This window comes from Streptomyces sp. NPDC107522, from assembly GCF_055657525.1.
Genome location: NZ_JBVKAU010000006.1, coordinates 238,340 through 254,696, shown reverse-complemented (window position 1 = coordinate 254,696; position 16,357 = coordinate 238,340). Strand labels below are relative to the sequence as shown.

Here is a 16,357-nt window from a genome sequence, read left to right as displayed (position 1 = left end):
ACAACTCGCAGCCGCCGTCACACAGAAGCCACCGAGCTCATGGGCGCAAAGTCACCCCATCCTCACCGAATCCAAGAACGGCTCGATCGCAGCCCGCCACCCCTCCGGCTGGTCGTAATGCACAAGGTGACCCGCGTCAGCCACCTCCGCATACTCCCCCCGAGGCAACACCCGCACCATCTCCTGCGCCTCGGCCCGCCCCAACTCCCCATCGAGCCCACGAACGACGAGCGCCGGGCACCGCACCTGAGCCAACTCCTCCCAGTGCGCGTCGTACACCCACGTCTCCCGGGACGCGAGCATCTGGTCCGGCTCGAACACCGGCCGCCACCCGTCCTCGTACTCCTGCATCACCTCGGCGTAGAACTCGCCCCGCGCAGGATTGGGCCGCTCGACCCACGGGTCGTCCTCACCGAACCACTTCCGCACATCGGCGAGCGTGGCAAAGGGAACGGGCCAGGACTTGAACCAGTCCGCCCACTCGCGCTGGGACGCCGCGCCGAGCGCGGAGGCCCGCATGTCGCAGATGATCACGCCGCGCACCAGGTCGGGCCGCTTGGCGGCCAGCTGCCAGGCGGTCAGCGCGCCCATGGCATGGCCGATGAGGACGGCCGGGGCGAGGCCGAGCTGCTCGAGGGCGGCCTCGGCGTCGTCGACGTACGCCTCGCGCGTGAAGGCGGCCTGCGCGGGCTTGTCGCTACGGCCGTGGCCGCGCTGGTCGAGTGCGACGGCACGGTGCCGTTCGGAGAGCCAGCGGGCGGTGGAGGCCCAGTGTGAGGCGCGGCCCATCAGGCCGTGCAGTAACAGGACCCCGGGCATTCCGTCGGGCTCTTTGGCGGGGTCGGTCTTGGGAGGGTCGCCGAACTCCCAGGCCGCGAGACGTACGCCGCCTGTCCCGGTCACGTCGATGCGCCGCGCCATTGGTCCTGGCACCCCCCTAGCTCCGCTCGGACCGCTCGCTCCCGCTCGAGCCGGCCGATCCTGTGAACCGCGTCCTGCCTGCCGTATCCGCTGCCTCTCACGCGAGCATCGCGCGCCACCTGTGGCACACGGGGCGTCGATGCCCTCGCACGCGATGTGCATGTCCTGTGTGTCTCACGTGATCTTATGCGCACATACCTGAAGCGCACGTTCCGCGTGACCCGTCACCCCGCAGACTATCGAACTCTTATTCGAAAATGCGGGCTCGGCGGCCAACACCCCTCGTTCGAGTGACCCCCCTCAAGGATTGATCGCCACTGCCGAGGGGAGACCTTCACCGGGAGGCGGGCCGCTCGGGGAAACCGGTCCGCGGGGAATGACCCTGAGAGCTCGGGGCTCCGGGTCAGCACAGGGGAGGACAGGTCCCGGCGCCGGCAGGCGCCGGGACCCTCTCCACGATCACGGCACATCCGCCCGCCCCCTCACCGGCCGGATCGCCTCACCGACGATCACGGCCAAGAGCCCTCAGGTCATATGCCTCACGCGACAGCCTCGCACGCGAAATGTCGGAGCGCTGCGATTTGACGCACTGGATCTTTGATTCGACGCGATCGGCGGACCGCCACAACTCCCTCTCCCTTACCGGGACTTACACCGGAGGGAACCCGAGATGGACAGCTGACGATGGTTCAGCGCTTGGCGACGAAAACATGGGAGGCCACGTCCGCCTCCAGCTCGGCCGCCTCACCACCGCTGCCCACGAGCACACCACCCGCCGACTCGGTCACGCTCACCACCGAGCCGGGCTGCACGCCCGCCCGGCGCAGCGTGTACATCAGCTGCGCGTCGGTCTGGATCGGCTCGCCGATACGGCGCACGACGACCGTCTTGCCCTCGACGCCCGGGTCGAGGTCGGCGAGCGAGACCATGCCCTCGTCGAGGAACGGATCGGCGCCGTCCTTCTCGCCGAGCTCCTCCAGACCCGGGATGGGGTTGCCGTACGGCGACTCGGTCGGGTGCCGCAGCAGCTCCAGCACGCGCCGCTCCACGGCCTCACTCATCACGTGCTCCCAGCGACACGCCTCCGCGTGCACCTGCTCCCACTCCAGCCCGATCACATCGACGAGCAGACACTCGGCCAGCCGGTGCTTGCGCATGACGCGGGTGGCCAGCCGCCGGCCCTCGTCCGTGAGCTCCAGATGCCGGTCACTCGCCACGGACACGAGCCCGTCACGCTCCATCCGCGCCACCGTCTGGCTGACGGTCGGCCCGCTCTGGTCCAGCCGCTCGGCGATCCGGGCGCGCATGGGGACCACACCTTCCTCCTCCAGCTCGAGGATGGTGCGGAGATACATCTCCGTGGTGTCGATCAGTCCGGACATACGTGCCCCTCGATTAGCTCTGCGATTAGCTCAGCCGGAAGCGAGACAGCTCCACGGCGCGTGCGCTGGCCCTGCACTCAATTCTGCCGGATACCACCGACAACCGTGCCGCGCCGTGGAAACGAGCGGGTTGTCCGGACCTCCCCAAGGCGGCGCACACCCACGGACCCGCAGTCGCCGACGGCGGGAAGGGGACGTGCCGGGGGGTGTCCGCCCGCAGTGGCCGGAGTCAAGAAACAGCACCTCACTGCCCAACCCCAACCGCCGGAGGCACGTCGTATTGACACCGCACTGGTCCAGACCGCACGGTGATCCGCGACACACCCCCACCCGACCATGCCACCCCCGGAGGGCCCCGCATGAGCGACAGCAAGCCGGCCGACCAGTTCTTCGACGCCGCGATCGCCCTGCTCCAGCGGGCGCGTGACGAGGAGGCCGAGAACATCGAGGCAGCCGGCACCCTGCTCGCCGACACCGTCGCCACCGGCGGCCGGCTCTTCGCCTTCGGCGCCGGTCACTCCTCACTCGCCGCCCAGGACATCGTCTACCGCGCCGGCGGCCTCGCCCTGATGAACCTGCTCGCGGTCCCCGGCGTCGTAGGCGTCGACGTCATGCCCGCCACCCTCGGCTCCGCCCTCGAACGCGTCGACGGCCTCGCAGGCGCGGTCCTGGACAGCTCCCCCCTCCGCGACGGCGACGCGCTCGTCATCATCTCCCTCTCCGGCCGCAACGCCCTCCCCGTGGAGATGGCCACGCACGCCCGCGCCCTCGGCGTCAAGGTCATCGGCGTGACCTCAGTGGCGTACGCCTCGGAGACGAAGTCCCGCCATGTCTCCGGCACCTACCTCAAGGACCACTGCGACATCGTCCTCGACTCGAAGATCGCGATCGGCGACGCGGAACTCACCCTCGACACGATCCCGGCCCCCTTCGCCCCCGCCTCCACGGTCGTCACCACCGCGCTCCTCCAGGCCGTCATGGCCACCGCGGCCGCGTCCCTGGCCACCCGCGGCATCGAGCCCCCACTCCTGCGCTCCGGCAACGTCGACGGCGGCCACGACTGGAACAGCCGGGTGTTCGAGAAGTACGGCGACCGGATCTTCTACCGGCACTGAAGCTCGCGCCGCCACTGACCCACGGACCGGCACGGAGCCGCGTACCGCGACTGACCCAGTCACCGGCCACTGAGTCTCGTACCGCAACTGCCACACGCACCGGTACCGGCACCGGCACCGGCACCGAGCCGCGTACCCCCACTGATCCCCACACCGGCACCGAGCCTCTTACCCGCACCGAATCCACGACCGGCAGCGCTGCGGCATCCCGCACCGCCGCCGCACCGGCCGCCCGTCACTCCGAGCCCAGCGCCCCCGCCAAGTCCAACGCGGCAGCGATCCGCACCGCCACGGCCTCCGCGTACACCGCGTCGCTCCGCTCGAACGCACTCCGCCCGGCGCCCCGCAGAAACGTGACGACCCCCAACGTCCGCCCCCGGCTCCGCAACACGGCGCACAGCGCGTGCACCGCGTCAGCCGGCCACTGCCGCCCCACCGCCCACTCACGCGCCCGCTCGGCCGGCACATCCCCCGCGTCGGCCCGCACCGACCCGGCCCGCGCCACGCACTGCAACGCCGGATGCCCCTCGCCGTACCGCACCGGCAGCCCGGCCTCCCCACCGAGCAGACTCGGCCCGGGCGCCCCGGAGGGTGTCACGGCGACCCGAACCAGCCGTACCGCCTCCGCCGCGCCCGCATCCGCATCCGCGACCGCCCCACCCGCGACCCGGTCGATCAGTGCATGATCGGCGAACCCGGCCAGCGCGAAGTCCAGATGCACGGTCGCCGCCTCCACGGGGTCCTCGCACTCCGCGGCGGCCCGAGCGGCCCGGTGCAGCTGATTCGTCCGGAACCGCAGCAGCGCCGCCTCCTGCTCCCCCTGCTTGCCCGCCGTCACGTCCTGGAAGAGCCAGCCCACCCCCAACGGCACCGGCTCCTCCGCCAGCGGCGAGGCCAGCCGTACGAAGCCACACCGCCAGCACCGGCGCCGCTCGCCCTCCGGCGTCCGTACGCTCACCCAGATCTCGGCCGGCGCGGGCGGCGCACCCTCCGCCAGCACATGCGTGAGCGCGCTCTCCAGTTCCTCGACACCCTGCGCGAGCAACTCCCCCAGCGGCCGCCCGAGCACGGACGTACGCCCGATACCCAGGGCACGCGCCGCATGCGCGTTCACCACCGCCGGCCGCAGATCCGCGTCGACCAGCACCACACCCCACGACGCGTCCTCGAACAGCGCCTCGCTCAGCGCGATCGACCGCTCCAGATCGATCTGCGCATGCACCTCGCTGAAGGCGCAGTACACCCCGGCGGGCTTCCCCTCGGGCCCGCGCACCGCCGCCGACTGCGTCCGTACGAGAACCCGCCCGCCGTCCTTGGTCAGCAGCGCGAACTCATGCACCTGACGCCCGGGAGCCTGCATGGCGGACATCAGCCGGCCCTCGACCTCCTCGGCGTCGGCCTCGCGCACCGCCCATCCGGCGAACCCGTGCCGCCCGACGGCCTCCGCCGCACTCCACCCCAGGATCCGCTCCGCCTCACGGTTCCAATGGGTCACGACCCCGTCCGCGTCGAAGGCGCACAGAGCCGCGTCCATCCCGTCCAGCAGCGCGGCCAGCAGATCGGACCCGCCTGCCGAACCGTCCGGACCACCTGGACCACCCGACGAACCCTCCGGACCGTCCCGCTCGGGCTCGTCCGGCCCCAGCTCGTCGGTGGTCCCACTACGCCGGGAAGCACTCACCTGGACCCCCTGCCAAGCTGCGTCCGCACGTACGACGCGTCGGTTCGCTCACTTGTAATCATCTAACTGGAACGTGATGCAGCACACACCGTGTTCCCCAAGATTGAAGGAATCGTTGTACGAGCCGCGGTGGATCTACGCGGACTTACGCGGATCACTCCAGCCGCAGGTCCACCCACAGATCGCTCTCACCGTCCAGCACATACCGATCGACCTCGACGAACCCACGCGCCTCCGCAAACCGCAGCCCGTCCTCATTGGCGGCCAGCACACAGGTCTCGATCACCCTGGCGCCCTGCACGCGCGCGTGCGCGAGCCCGTCCTCGTACAGCGCCGAGCCGTACCCGCGCCCCCGGAACCCGGGCAGCACGCGCGCGATGACCGTCGCCACCGCCTCCTCGCCCGCCGGCGGCCGCACGGTGGAACAGCCGACGAGGACATCACCGACGTACGCGTTCCGCAGCCGGTACCGCCCGCTGCGCTCGCGCACCTCGTCGAGATCCATGGCCGCGGGCGGAACGATCACGTTGTGGACGTACCGCCACTCCTGCAGCATGACGTCACCGTCGACCGGCGCGACACGAAACTCAGACACCCGCATGGCCTGCTGCTTTGTCATGCACGGAACGCTAGGTGACCAGCGCAGATGGATCCAAGGAAAAAAGTGGTTGATCGGGGCCGGGCCGCTTCTTAGGGTGTGGGGCACACGAGAAGGGAGGTGGTTCGGCAGATGTATGGAAACCGGACGCGTGAGGTGGCTGCGGGCTAGCGGCCCGTCGCCCCACCCAGTGCGGTGCCGGACCAGCACGTGACAGATGCGTGCAGCCGGCCCAATCCCAAGCAGTCACCCGACCCGCGAGCTCGCCGGTACGTCCGGCCGGCTCCCCCGCCCCGGCGGAGGGACCCGAGCTCGCGGGTCGTCTGCTTTCACTGCCCTCGTAACGGCCGGCTCACGGACTGAGCCGCTCCACCCGCCAGCTCCCGTCCTGCTCCGCCACATACCGCAGCCGGTCGTGCAGCCGGTTCTCCCGCCCCTGCCAGAACTCCACCGTCTGCGGGGCCACCCGGAAACCGCCCCAGTGCGGGGGCACCGGCACCTGCTCGCCCTCGGGATAGCGTGCCGCCAACTCGGCGTACGAGGCGTCGAGTTCGGCGCGGGACGGGATGACGGTGGACTGGGCGCTGGCCCAGGCGCCGAGCTGGGAGCCGTGGGGGCGGGTGCGGAAGTAGGCCGCCGTCTCGTCGCGGCCGGTGCGGCGGGCGATACCGGTGACGATCACCTGGCGGGCCACGGGATGCCAGGGGAAGAGGAGCGACACGTACGGGTTGTCGGCGAGGTCGCGGGACTTGCGGGAGTCGTAGTTGGTGTAGAAGACGAAACCCTGCTCGTCGAACTGCTTGAGCAGCACCGTACGGGAGCTGGGCCGCCCCTCGGCGTCCGCGGTGGAGACGATCATCGCGTTCGGCTCGAAGAGGTGGGCCTCCGCCGCGGCCTGCTTGAACCAGCGCGCGAACTGCTCCACCGGAGTGGCGGCCAGGTCCTTCTCGGCGAGGCCCTCGGCCCGGTAGTGCTTGCGCATCGCGGCGGGGTCGGGGAGGGGCTCGGCGGGATCGAGGGGGACGGCGTCTCGGTCGGTCACGCGGTCATCTTGCCGTATGCGGCGGGCGCCGTCCGGCACGGTGTCCTTGGTCACTGCATGGCACTCAGTGCCGCAAGACCTCCCCAAAGGTGACACTCGGGGATATCGTTTCTGATGTCGTTCCGGTTGGGTGACCGCCGGCCGCACGGGGCATCACAGGGTTACGCCCCGGACCGCGAGTCCGCCGAGGCTCGGAAGCCTGCAATCCCGGATTCCGAGTCCGTGACCGTGGATCCACCGGCCTGTGTCCCGATCTCTGCCGACTGACATGTGGTCGTCCCATCCACAACCCCACCTGTCGCACACATCACGAGGAGCCGCCTGATGTCCGACTTCGTACCCGGGCTCGAAGGAGTCGTCGCGTTCGAGACGGAGATCGCCGAACCGGACAAGGAGGGCGGCGCCCTGCGATACCGGGGCGTCGACATCGAGGACCTGGTCGGTCACGTCTCGTTCGGCAACGTGTGGGGGCTGCTCGTCGACGGTGCCTTCCGGCCCGGTCTGCCGCCCGCCGAGCCCTTCCCGATCCCCGTGCACTCCGGTGACATCCGTGTGGACGTCCAGTCCGCGCTCGCCATGCTCGCGCCCGTGTGGGGACTGAAACCGCTCCTGGACATCGACGAGGAGCAGGCCCGGGAGGACCTCGCCCGAGCCGCCGTCATGGCTCTGTCCTACGTCGCCCAGTCCGCGCGCGGTCAGGGGCTGCCGATGGTCCCGCAGCGCGAGATCGACAAGGCCCAGTCCGTCGTCGAGCGCTTCATGATCCGCTGGCGCGGCGAGCCCGATCCCAAGCACGTCGCCGCCGTGGACGCCTACTGGACCTCCGCCGCCGAGCACGGCATGAACGCGTCCACGTTCACGGCCCGCGTCATCGCCTCGACCGGCGCCGATGTGGCCGCCGCCCTCTCCGGCGCCGTAGGAGCCATGTCCGGCCCGCTGCACGGCGGCGCGCCCTCCCGCGTCCTGCACATGATCGAGGAGATCGAGCGCACCGGTGACGCCGGGGCGTACGTCAAGCAGACCCTCGACAAGGGCGAACGCCTCATGGGCTTCGGTCACCGCGTCTACCGCGCCGAGGACCCCCGCGCCCGCGTCCTGCGCCGCACCGCCCGGGAGCTCGGCGCTCCCCGCTTCGAGGTCGCCGAAGCCCTGGAGAAGGCGGCCCTGGAAGAGCTCCACAACCGCCGCCCCGACCGCGTCCTGGCCACCAATGTCGAGTTCTGGGCGGCCATCGTCCTGGACTTCGCGGAGGTCCCGGCGCACATGTTCACGTCGATGTTCACCTGCGCCCGTACGGCCGGCTGGTCGGCGCACATCCTGGAGCAGAAGCGCACCGGCCGCCTCGTCCGCCCGTCCGCGCGCTACATCGGCCCGGGCCCGCGCAACCCGCGCGAGATCGAGGGCTACGCGGACATCGCGCACTGATTCCGATGCGTACGGGATCCCGTCCTGTCGTACGGGATCCCGGCCTCTCCGGACAGGTCATCACGCGGGGCCGAGCAGCCCCGCGTGATGCCGCTCGGCGACTCTCGCCACCCCGGAGACGACGGCATACGGAACGTGACTGATCCACTTCGCCAGTATGCTGGGTCGGCTGCGGCACCCCCCACCATCTCCCGTCCCCACACGGCGAGTTACGGCCTGCGGCGACCGAAACGTCTCACGGCATGAGGATGAGAACTGGTGCTGATAGCGGGCCGCTACCGGCTGAGCGAGTCGATCGGACGCGGTGGGATGGGGGAGGTCTGGCGGGCCTACGACGAGATGCTCGCCCGGCCGGTGGCCGTCAAGCTCCTCCTGCCCCAGGACTCCGACCCCACCGCCGCCACCCGCTTCCGCCTGGAGGCGCAGACCGCGGCCCGGATCGACCACCCCAACGTGGTCGGCGTCCGGGACTTCGGCGAGTACGACAACCGGCTCTTCCTGGTGATGGAGCTCGTCCAGGGCGACAACCTCGCCGGGGTGCTGGCGCGGTCCGGCGCACAGCCCGCCGAACGCGTGGCCCGTATCGCCGCCCAGGCCGCCGCGGGACTGGCCGCCGCGCACCGGCAGGGCATCGTCCACCGGGACATCAAGCCCGGCAACCTGCTCCTGGACGCCGACGGCACCCTCAAGATCGGTGACTTCGGCATCGCCCGCTTCCTCGACGACCCCGGAGCCGCGCTCACCGCCACCGGCCAGATCGTCGGCACGAGCCTCTACCTGGCCCCCGAGCGTGCCCTGGGGCAGCCGGCGGGCCCGGCCTCCGACGTCTACGCCCTGGGCTGTGTGCTCTACCAGCTGCTGACCGGCCGCCCGCCGTTCCAGGCCGACAGCGCCGTCGCCATCCTGCACCAGCACCTCGACGCCGCCCCGGTGCCGCCCCGCGAGCTGGGTGTCCCCGGCCTCCCGCCCGCCTTCGAGAACTACCTCCTCGGCCTCCTGGCCAAGGACCCGGAGCACCGGCCCACCGCCCAGCAGGCCGCCGACTGGTTCGCCGACGGTGCCTGGCAGGGACGCCCCGAGCCATTGCCCGACGCGACCGCGCCGTCCCGGCGTCCGCCGGTCGCGTCGGCGCCCGCCCCCGGGGCGCAGCAGGTGGGTGAGACCAGCACCCCGACCACGTACATGCTGCCGTCGGCCCGAGGGACGGCGTCCGTCGGCCGCCCCGGATCCAGACCCGGGTCCCGGTCACGGACCGGGTCCGTGTCCCGGACTGCGACACGGCGCATGGTCGTCACGGCCGCCGGAGCGGTGCTCTTCGTGGCTGCGATGCTCCTCGGCATGCTGTGGTTCTCGCCGGACAACGCCGGGGCGGAGGGCACGAAGTCCGAGGCACCGCCCGGCACGGGTGCCTCCGCATCCGTGTCCCCCGTGAGGTCGAGCCCGTCCCCGACCGCGTCCCCGAGTCCGGCGGTGGGGACGAGCGCCGGTGGGGAAGAGTCGGACGAGGAGAAGAAGGGGGCGAAGAAGCTGGACCAGCAGAAGCAACGCGAGCTGCAGCAGGACGTCGAGAGCGGCGAGGACGACTGAGGGTCAGAGCTTGCCCCACACGTAAGCCGTGCGGTGGCCGTCCAGGAGCTCGGATATTCGGGTGCGGAACTCCTCGGTGAACGGGGGCCAGTTCCAGAACTCGAAGCCGAAGTGGGCGAAGGCGAAGTAGTCGTCGGTCCAGGTCCAGTCGGGCAGGGGGACGGCTTCGGCGCAGGACGGGCAGTCGGCCTGGGCCTCGCCCGTCTTGTGCCAGGCGTCGATGGCCTTGCTGAACGGTGCCCAGGCGTCGTCGATCAGCTCCCACTCGTCGGTGATCAGCCGGGTGGTGACCCCGCAGCGCGGGCAGGTCACCGCCTCCGGCTCGCCCTGGCCGCCGTGGAACACGGTGCGCCCGGTGTACACGGCGAGGCCGTCCGAGGGGTCCCGGTCGGCGTCGTCCGGCCCCACGGCCCGTTGCCAGTGAGGGCCCGGAGGATGGCCGAGCGGCTGCCCGAGGACGCAGTCCGTGCGCTCGGCGAGCACGATTCCCTCGGCCACCAGCCACTCGACCACGCGCTCGGCGAGGTGTGGCGCCTGCTGCGGGCTCGCGTCGCGGTCGACGATCGTCTGGAAGTGATCACCCATGCCCGAACAGTAAGTCCCGCCACTGACAACGCCCTCAGCCCAGCGCCTCCTCCAGCAGCGCCGCCCACTGCGCGACCACACGGTCGCGGCGGGCGGTGTCGTCGGTGAGGAGGTTGGCCAGGCCCAGGCCGCGGGCCATGTCCAGCAGGCCCTGGACCGTCTCGCGTACGCCCGGTCGGGACTCGTCGGCGCCCAGGAGGTCCACGGCGATGCGGTGGGTCTCGCGGCCGACGCGGGCCTCGAGTTCGGTGACCCTCGGCCGTAGCTGCTCTTCGTTCGACGCGGCCACCCACAGGTGCAGGGCGGCGCGGAACAGGGGGCCGGTGTAGAGGTCCACCAGTGCCGACACCACTGCCCGGCGGTCTCCCGCCGCGCCCTCGGGGAACAGGGCCCGCAGTGCCGTCGAGCGTTCCTCGGCGACGTACTCGACGGCCGCCGTGAAGAGGTCCTCGCGGGTCGGGAAGTGGTGCTGGGCGGCGCCGCGGGAGACGCCGGCGCGTTCGGCGACGACGGACACCGTGGAGCCCGCCCAGCCGTGTTCGGCGAGGCAGGCCACGGCGGCTTCCAGGAGCCGTTGCCGGGTGGCACGGCTGCGGTCCTGTTTGGGCACGCGGTCCGCTCGGTCCACGCGGTCGCCGACTGCGCTCACACCACCCATTGCGGATCCCGTCTTTCGAGGAAGGCCGTCATCCCCTCGCGGGCTTCGGCGGAGGAGAACAGCCGGGCCGAGAGCGCGGTCAGGTCGGCCGCGTCCCGGTCGAAGGTTTCCAGCACCTTAGCCGTGAGCAGCGCCTTCGTCTCGGCCAGGGCCTGCGGAGAGGCCCGGCGCAGGCCGTCCAGGACGGGGGCGAGGGTCTCGTCGACGTCCTCGCCCTGCGTCGTGAGCAGGCCGATGCGGGCCGCCTCCGGGGCGGTGAAGCGTTCGCCGGTCAGGTAGTAGCGGGCCAGGGCGCGGGGGTCGGTGCGCGGGAGGAGGGGGAGGGAGATGACCGCGGGGGCGACGCCTATGTGCACCTCCGTGAAGGCGAAGGTGGACTCGCGCGTCGCCGCCGTGATGTCGCAGGCCGCGAGCAGGCCCAGGCCGCCCGCGCGTACGTGGCCGGTGACGCGGGCGACGACGGGCTTGGGCAGCTCCACGATCTGCCGGAGCAGTGCGACCAGTGCGTCCGGGTGCGGCGGGTCGCGCAGGTCGGCGCCCGCGCAGAACGTGTTGCCGGTGTGGGTGAGGACGATCGCGCGGACGTCGGTGTCCTTGGCGCAGTCCGTCAGCGCGTCGGTGAGCTCGCCCACGAGTGCGGCCGAGAGCGCGTTGCGGTTGTCCGGGGAGTCCAGGGTGAAAGTTTCCACGGCACGCGCGCGTGTGCGGCCGATCAGGGTCATGTGCCCTCCTTGAGCGTGCTCTCGGTGCGGGCGCTCTCCTTGAGGGCCCGCAGTTCGCGGCGCAGGATCTTGCCGGAGGCGGCCCGTGGGACGCCGTCGATGAAGGTGACCTGGCGGATCCGCTTGTAGGGGGCGACGCGTTCGGCGACGTACATCATGACCTCTCCTTCGGAGAGGTCGGTGGCGGTCGGCTGGCGGACCACGTACGCGTGCGGGACTTCGTTGTTGTCGTCGTTGTAGACGCCGATCACCGCCGCGTCCGCGATGCCGGGGTGGGTGAGCAGGAGTGCCTCCAGTTCGGCGGGGGCCACCTGGAAGCCCTTGTACTTGATGAGCTCCTTCACCCGGTCGACGACGAACAGCCAGCCGCCTTCGTCCACGTGTCCCACGTCGCCGGTGTGCAGCCAGCCGTCGGGGTCGATCATCGCGGCGGTGGCGTCGGGGCGGCCGAGGTAGCCCTTCATGACCTGGGGGCCGCGGATGAGGATCTCGCCGGACTCGCCGACGTCGAGGTCCTTGTCGGGGTCGTCGAGGGAGACGATGCGCATCTCGGTGCCGGCGATGAGCCTGCCGACCGTTCCGGGGGGCGCGTCGTGCATGGCGTCCAGGGGGACGACGTGGGTGCCGGGGGACAGTTCCGTCATGCCGTACGCCTGGCCGACCGGCGGCAGGCCGAGGCGCTGCGAGCAGGCGGCGGCGAGCTTGGCGTCCAGGGGTGCGGCGGCGCTGACGATGTACCTCAGGGACGACAGGTCGTACTGCTCGACCAGTGGGTGCTTGGCGAGGGCGAGGACGATCGGCGGGGCGACGTAGAGGCCGGTGATGCGGTGGTTCTGGATGGCCTTGAGGAAGGTCTCCAGGTCGAAGCGGGGCAGGACGACCACTGTGGCACCGACCCGTAGCGGTGCGTTCATGAGGGCTGTCAGGCCGTAGATGTGGAAGAAGGGCAGTACGGCGAGGATGCGGTCGCCGGGGCCGGCCGATATCGCGGGTTCGAGCTGGGCGAGGTTGGTGGCGATCTGGCGGTGGGTGAGCATCACGCCCTTGGGGATGCCGGTGGTGCCCGACGAGTAGGGCAGGGCGGCGACGTCCGCGACGGGGTCGATGGCGACCTGCGGTTCGGTGGCCGCCGACGCCAGCATGTCGATGAGCGACCGGTGTCCCGGCGCGCTGTCGCACACGAAGATCTCCTGCACCCCGCCGGCGAGTTCGGCGGCCCGGCGTGCGGCCTCCAGCAGTGGTGAGACGGTGACGATCCAGCGGGCCGCGGAGTCCTTGAGCTGCTTGGCGAACTCCTCGGGCGTGGCGAGCGGGTGCACGGTCGTGACAGAGGCACCCGCGCGCGTGGCGGCGTAGAACGCGGTGGGGAAGGCGACCGTGTTGGGGCTGTGCAGGGCGAGGACGTCGCCCTTGCGGACGCCCGCCTCGGCGAGGGCGGCGGCGATGCGCCGGTGGAAGCGGTCCAGTTGTTCGTACGTGAGGGTGGTGCCGTCCGTGCCGTCGACGAGCGCGGGCGCGTCGCCGAACTCGGCGGCCCGGCCCAGTACGGCCTCGTGGATGGGGAGTTCTACGGCCGGGACGTCTGCGTACTCGCTGCGGAACATCGTTCCTCCTCGCGACCGGCACGACACGGTGCCGGTCAGTACGACTTGGGCAGGCCCAGGGTCTGGTGGGAGACGTAGTTGAGAATCATCTCCCGGCTCACCGGAGCAATACGAGACACGCGCGCGGCGGTTATCAACGAGGCGAGGCCGAACTCGCGGGTGAGCCCGTTTCCGCCCAGGGTGTGCACGGCCTGGTCGACGGCCTTCACGCAGGCTTCCCCGGCCGCGTACTTGGCCATGTTGGCGGCCTCGCCCGCGCCGACGTCGTCACCTGCGTCGTACAGGTAGGCCGCCTTCTGCATCATCAGGCGGGCCAGTTCGAGATCGATGTGCGCCTGGGCGAGGGGGTGCGCGATGGCCTGGTGGGCGCCGATGGGGGCGTTCCATATGGTGCGGTCGCGCGCGTACTCGACGGCACGCGTGAGGGCGTACCGTCCCATGCCGATCGCGAAGGCGGCCGTCATGATGCGTTCGGGGTTGAGGCCGGCGAAGAGCTGGAGGAGGCCCGCGTCCTCGTCGCCGACGAGGGCGTCGGAGGGGAGCCGTACGTCGTCCAGAGTCAGCTCGAACTGCTTCTCGGCGGCGTTGAGTTCCATGTCGATCTGGCGGCGTGTGAAGCCCTCGGCGTCGCGCGGGACGATGAAGAGGCAGGGCTTGAGGCGGCCGGTGCGGGCGTCTTCCGTGCGGCCGACTATGAGGGTCGCGTCCGCTATGTCGACGCCGGAGATGAAGACTTTGCGGCCGTTGAGCACCCAATCGAGGCCGTCTTTGCGTGCCGTTGTCGTGATGCGGTGGCTGTTGGAACCGGCGTCGGGTTCGGTGATGCCGAAGGCCATCGTGCGGGTGCCGTCGGCCAGGGCGGGCAGCCACTGGCGCTTCTGCGCGTCGGTGCCGAAGCGAGCGATGACCGTCCCGCAGATCGCCGGGGAGACGACCATCATGAGGAGGGGACAGCCCGCCGCCCCCAGTTCTTCCAGGACTATGGAGAGTTCCGAGATGCCGCCACCTCCGCCTCCGTACTCCTCGGGGAGGTTGACGCCCAGGTAACCGAGCTTCGCGGCCTCGGACCACAGTTCTTCGGGGTGGCGGCCCTCGCCGACGATCCTGGTGATGTAGTCGCGTCCATACCGCTTGCCGAGCTGGGCGACGGCGGCACGCAGCGCTTTGTGCTCGTCCGTTTCGATGATGGCGCTCATTGGTCCTCCTCAACGACGGCCAGCAATGCGCCGACCTCCACCTGCTGGCCGGGCACGGCGTGCAAGGCGCTCAGCGTCCCTGTGACAGGCGCCTGAATCTTGTGCTGCATCTTCATCGCCTCCAGCCACAGCAGGGGCTCTCCGGCCTGCACAGGCGCTCCTACGGTCAGGCCCTCGGCGACTCGTACGACCGTCCCCGGCATCGGCGCGAGCAACGAACCCGGTGCGTGCTGGGCTGTCGGGTCCGGGAAGCGGGGCAGTGCCGTGAGGTGTGTGGCGTTCACGTGGATCTCGTTGCCGTACCGCGCGACCTCAAAGTTCCTTCGCACGCCGTCCACTTCCAGCACGACGAGACGTGCGTCCGCGTGGACGACCCGGACCCCGTCCGCCGCCAGGCCCTGCCGCGTGTGCCGGTAGTGGACCTCGATCTCCTCGCCTGCCATGACATACCGCTTGACCTGCGGCTGGGACGGCACGTTGCGCCAGCCGCCGAAGCGGGAGCGGCCGTGGGCGTCGGCGAGGGCGGCGGCCAGGGGGGCGTAGGGGTCCGGGGTCGGCTCGGTCAGGTCGGTGAGGTGGCGGTCGTAGAAGCCGGTGTCCATGCGGGCGGTGGTGAACTCCTCGTGGCGCAGGGAGCGGACGAGGAGGTCCCGGTTGGTGACCGGGCCGTGGAGCGTCGCCCGTTCCAGGGCGCCCGCGAGTTTGCGGATGGCCGCCGCGCGCGTGGGGGCGTGGGCGACGAGCTTGGCGAGCATCGGGTCGTAGTGGACGCCGATCTCGTCGCCGTCGGTGAAGCCGGTGTCCAGCCGCACGCCCTCGGGTACGGCGAAACGGTGCAGGGTGCCGGTCTGCGGGGCCCAGTCACGGGCCGGGTCCTCGGCGTAGAGGCGGGCCTCGATCGCGTGGCCACGCGCGCGTGGCGGGTCGGCGGCGAGGGCGTGGCCTTCGGCGACGCGGATCTGTTCCGCGACCAGGTCGAGGTCGAGGACCGCTTCGGTCACGGGGTGCTCGACCTGGAGGCGGGTGTTCATCTCCAGGAAGTGCGCCTTGTCGCCGGCCACCAGGAACTCGACGGTGCCGGCGCCGACGTAGTCGACGGCGCGGGCGGCCCGTACGGCGAGGGCGTGCAGCTCGTCGGTGAGCGCCTCGGAGAGCCCGGGTGCCGGGGACTCCTCGATCACCTTCTGGTGGCGGCGCTGCAGGGAGCAGTCGCGGGTGCCGAGCGCCCAGACCGTGCCGTGGGTGTCGGCGAGGACCTGCACCTCGACGTGGCGGCCGTGCTCGATGTACGGCTCGACGAAGACCTCGCCGTCCCCGAAGGCGCTCGCGGCCTCGGCACGCGCGCTCTGCAACGCGCCGTCGAGCTCCTCCAGGCAGCGCACGATCCGCATCCCGCGCCCTCCGCCGCCCGCGGCGGCCTTCACCAGCACGGGCAGGTCGGCCTCGGTGACCTCGCCCAGGGGCGCCAGCCCCATCAGCTCCTTGGCCCGCGTCTTGGACGCCATCGCCTCGATCGCCTCGGGGGGCGGGCCGATCCAGACGAGTCCCGCGTCGAGGACGGCGCGTGCGAAGTCGGCGTTCTCGGAGAGGAAGCCGTAGCCGGGGTGCACGGCGTCCGCGCCGGCCGCCACGGCCGCCTTCACGATCAGGTCGCCGTCCAGATACGTCGCGGAGGGCGCCGCACCCGGCAGCCGTACCGCCGCGTCCGCCACGCGCGCGTGGAGGGCGTTCTCGTCGGCGTCCGAGTACACGGTGACCGTCCGGATTCCCAGCTCACGGCAGGTGCGGAAGACACGGCAGGCGATCTCGCCCCGGTTGGCGACGAGCAGAGTCGAAATCAT

The 16,357-nt window shown here is 71.1% G+C and carries 14 protein-coding genes; 3 read left to right on the top strand and 11 right to left on the bottom strand.

Annotation, left to right across the window (positions count from 1 at the left end; genetic code table 11):
* Nucleotides 1–51 precede the first annotated feature (51 nt).
* Both ACZ7L6_RS21480 and ACZ7L6_RS21475 read right to left on the bottom strand, forming a co-directional pair.
* Complete coding sequence (locus ACZ7L6_RS21480) at nucleotides 52–921, bottom strand: alpha/beta fold hydrolase (RefSeq protein WP_471926177.1); 870 nt, start codon at nucleotides 919–921, stop codon at nucleotides 52–54.
* 689 nt (nucleotides 922–1,610) lie between these two features.
* Nucleotides 1,611–2,303 (bottom strand): metal-dependent transcriptional regulator, encoded by a 693-nt coding sequence (locus ACZ7L6_RS21475; RefSeq protein ID WP_004000347.1) that lies wholly within the window; start codon nucleotides 2,301–2,303, stop codon nucleotides 1,611–1,613.
* A gap of 359 nt (nucleotides 2,304–2,662) precedes the next feature.
* Between ACZ7L6_RS21475 and ACZ7L6_RS21470 the strand changes: the two genes are divergently transcribed.
* Nucleotides 2,663–3,418: an SIS domain-containing protein gene (locus ACZ7L6_RS21470; protein ID WP_471926174.1), complete on the top strand. Its 756-nt coding sequence runs from the start codon at nucleotides 2,663–2,665 to the stop codon at nucleotides 3,416–3,418.
* Nucleotides 3,419–3,653: 235 nt separating this feature from the next.
* On the opposite strand, the gene ACZ7L6_RS21465 is transcribed toward ACZ7L6_RS21470, so the two are convergent.
* From ACZ7L6_RS21465 to pdxH, 3 genes are all read right to left on the bottom strand, one after another.
* Entirely contained in the window at nucleotides 3,654–5,099 is a 1,446-nt protein-coding gene (locus tag ACZ7L6_RS21465; RefSeq protein WP_471926172.1) for a PAS domain-containing protein, read from the bottom strand.
* A gap of 154 nt (nucleotides 5,100–5,253) precedes the next feature.
* Nucleotides 5,254–5,718: a GNAT family N-acetyltransferase gene (locus tag ACZ7L6_RS21460; protein WP_471926170.1), complete on the bottom strand. Its 465-nt coding sequence runs from the start codon at nucleotides 5,716–5,718 to the stop codon at nucleotides 5,254–5,256.
* 331 nt (nucleotides 5,719–6,049) lie between these two features.
* Nucleotides 6,050–6,739 (bottom strand): pyridoxamine 5'-phosphate oxidase, encoded by a 690-nt coding sequence (gene pdxH, locus ACZ7L6_RS21455; RefSeq protein ID WP_471926168.1) that lies wholly within the window; start codon nucleotides 6,737–6,739, stop codon nucleotides 6,050–6,052.
* 324 nt (nucleotides 6,740–7,063) lie between these two features.
* Here pdxH and ACZ7L6_RS21450 point away from each other — a divergent pair, with 324 nt between their 5' ends.
* A complete protein-coding gene (locus ACZ7L6_RS21450; RefSeq protein ID WP_471926166.1) occupies nucleotides 7,064–8,164 on the top strand; it encodes a citrate synthase 2 in 1,101 nt (366 codons plus the stop codon).
* A gap of 258 nt (nucleotides 8,165–8,422) precedes the next feature.
* Nucleotides 8,423–9,751 (top strand): serine/threonine-protein kinase, encoded by a 1,329-nt coding sequence (locus ACZ7L6_RS21445; protein ID WP_471926164.1) that lies wholly within the window; start codon nucleotides 8,423–8,425, stop codon nucleotides 9,749–9,751.
* Nucleotides 9,752–9,754: 3 nt separating this feature from the next.
* Here the strand turns inward: ACZ7L6_RS21445 and ACZ7L6_RS21440 are convergent, their stop codons facing one another.
* The 6 genes from ACZ7L6_RS21440 to ACZ7L6_RS21415 are packed head-to-tail and all read right to left on the bottom strand — an operon-like array spanning nucleotide 9,755 to nucleotide 16,357.
* Entirely contained in the window at nucleotides 9,755–10,336 is a 582-nt protein-coding gene (locus ACZ7L6_RS21440; protein WP_471926162.1) for a hypothetical protein, read from the bottom strand.
* 34 nt (nucleotides 10,337–10,370) lie between these two features.
* Nucleotides 10,371–10,994, bottom strand: coding sequence for a TetR/AcrR family transcriptional regulator (locus tag ACZ7L6_RS21435; protein WP_471926160.1), 624 nt, complete (start codon nucleotides 10,992–10,994; stop codon nucleotides 10,371–10,373).
* Nucleotides 10,982–11,716, bottom strand: a complete 735-nt coding sequence (locus ACZ7L6_RS21430) for an enoyl-CoA hydratase family protein (protein ID WP_471926158.1) — start codon at nucleotides 11,714–11,716, stop codon at nucleotides 10,982–10,984. Before ACZ7L6_RS21430 ends, ACZ7L6_RS21435 begins: the two co-directional genes overlap by 13 nt.
* Nucleotides 11,713–13,320, bottom strand: a complete 1,608-nt coding sequence (locus tag ACZ7L6_RS21425) for a 4-coumarate--CoA ligase family protein (protein ID WP_471926156.1) — start codon at nucleotides 13,318–13,320, stop codon at nucleotides 11,713–11,715. Before ACZ7L6_RS21425 ends, ACZ7L6_RS21430 begins: the two co-directional genes overlap by 4 nt.
* A gap of 35 nt (nucleotides 13,321–13,355) precedes the next feature.
* The gene (locus ACZ7L6_RS21420) at nucleotides 13,356–14,516 is read right to left on the bottom strand and encodes an acyl-CoA dehydrogenase family protein (protein WP_471926154.1); all 1,161 of its coding nucleotides are present in this window, start codon (nucleotides 14,514–14,516) and stop codon (nucleotides 13,356–13,358) included.
* Nucleotides 14,513–16,357, bottom strand: a complete 1,845-nt coding sequence (locus ACZ7L6_RS21415) for an acetyl/propionyl/methylcrotonyl-CoA carboxylase subunit alpha (protein WP_471926152.1) — start codon at nucleotides 16,355–16,357, stop codon at nucleotides 14,513–14,515. The genes ACZ7L6_RS21420 and ACZ7L6_RS21415 overlap by 4 nt, the downstream gene beginning before the upstream one ends.

Excerpts from the sequence above, each read along its gene's own strand:
- ACZ7L6_RS21420 (WP_471926154.1), bottom strand. The coding sequence starts at position 14,516 with ATGAGCGCCATCATCGAAACGGACGAGCACAAAGCGCTGCGTGCCGCC.
- ACZ7L6_RS21450 (WP_471926166.1), top strand. The coding sequence starts at position 7,064 with ATGTCCGACTTCGTACCCGGGCTCGAAGGAGTCGTCGCGTTCGAGACG.
- ACZ7L6_RS21430 (WP_471926158.1), bottom strand. The coding sequence starts at position 11,716 with ATGACCCTGATCGGCCGCACACGCGCGCGTGCCGTGGAAACTTTCACC.
- ACZ7L6_RS21425 (WP_471926156.1), bottom strand. The coding sequence starts at position 13,320 with ATGTTCCGCAGCGAGTACGCAGACGTCCCGGCCGTAGAACTCCCCATC.
- ACZ7L6_RS21435 (WP_471926160.1), bottom strand. The coding sequence starts at position 10,994 with ATGGGTGGTGTGAGCGCAGTCGGCGACCGCGTGGACCGAGCGGACCGC.
- ACZ7L6_RS21460 (WP_471926170.1), bottom strand. The coding sequence starts at position 5,718 with ATGACAAAGCAGCAGGCCATGCGGGTGTCTGAGTTTCGTGTCGCGCCG.
- ACZ7L6_RS21440 (WP_471926162.1), bottom strand. The coding sequence starts at position 10,336 with ATGGGTGATCACTTCCAGACGATCGTCGACCGCGACGCGAGCCCGCAG.
- ACZ7L6_RS21480 (WP_471926177.1), bottom strand. The coding sequence starts at position 921 with ATGGCGCGGCGCATCGACGTGACCGGGACAGGCGGCGTACGTCTCGCG.
- ACZ7L6_RS21415 (WP_471926152.1), bottom strand. The coding sequence starts at position 16,357 with ATGATTTCGACTCTGCTCGTCGCCAACCGGGGCGAGATCGCCTGCCGT.
- ACZ7L6_RS21470 (WP_471926174.1), top strand. The coding sequence starts at position 2,663 with ATGAGCGACAGCAAGCCGGCCGACCAGTTCTTCGACGCCGCGATCGCC.
- ACZ7L6_RS21475 (WP_004000347.1), bottom strand. The coding sequence starts at position 2,303 with ATGTCCGGACTGATCGACACCACGGAGATGTATCTCCGCACCATCCTC.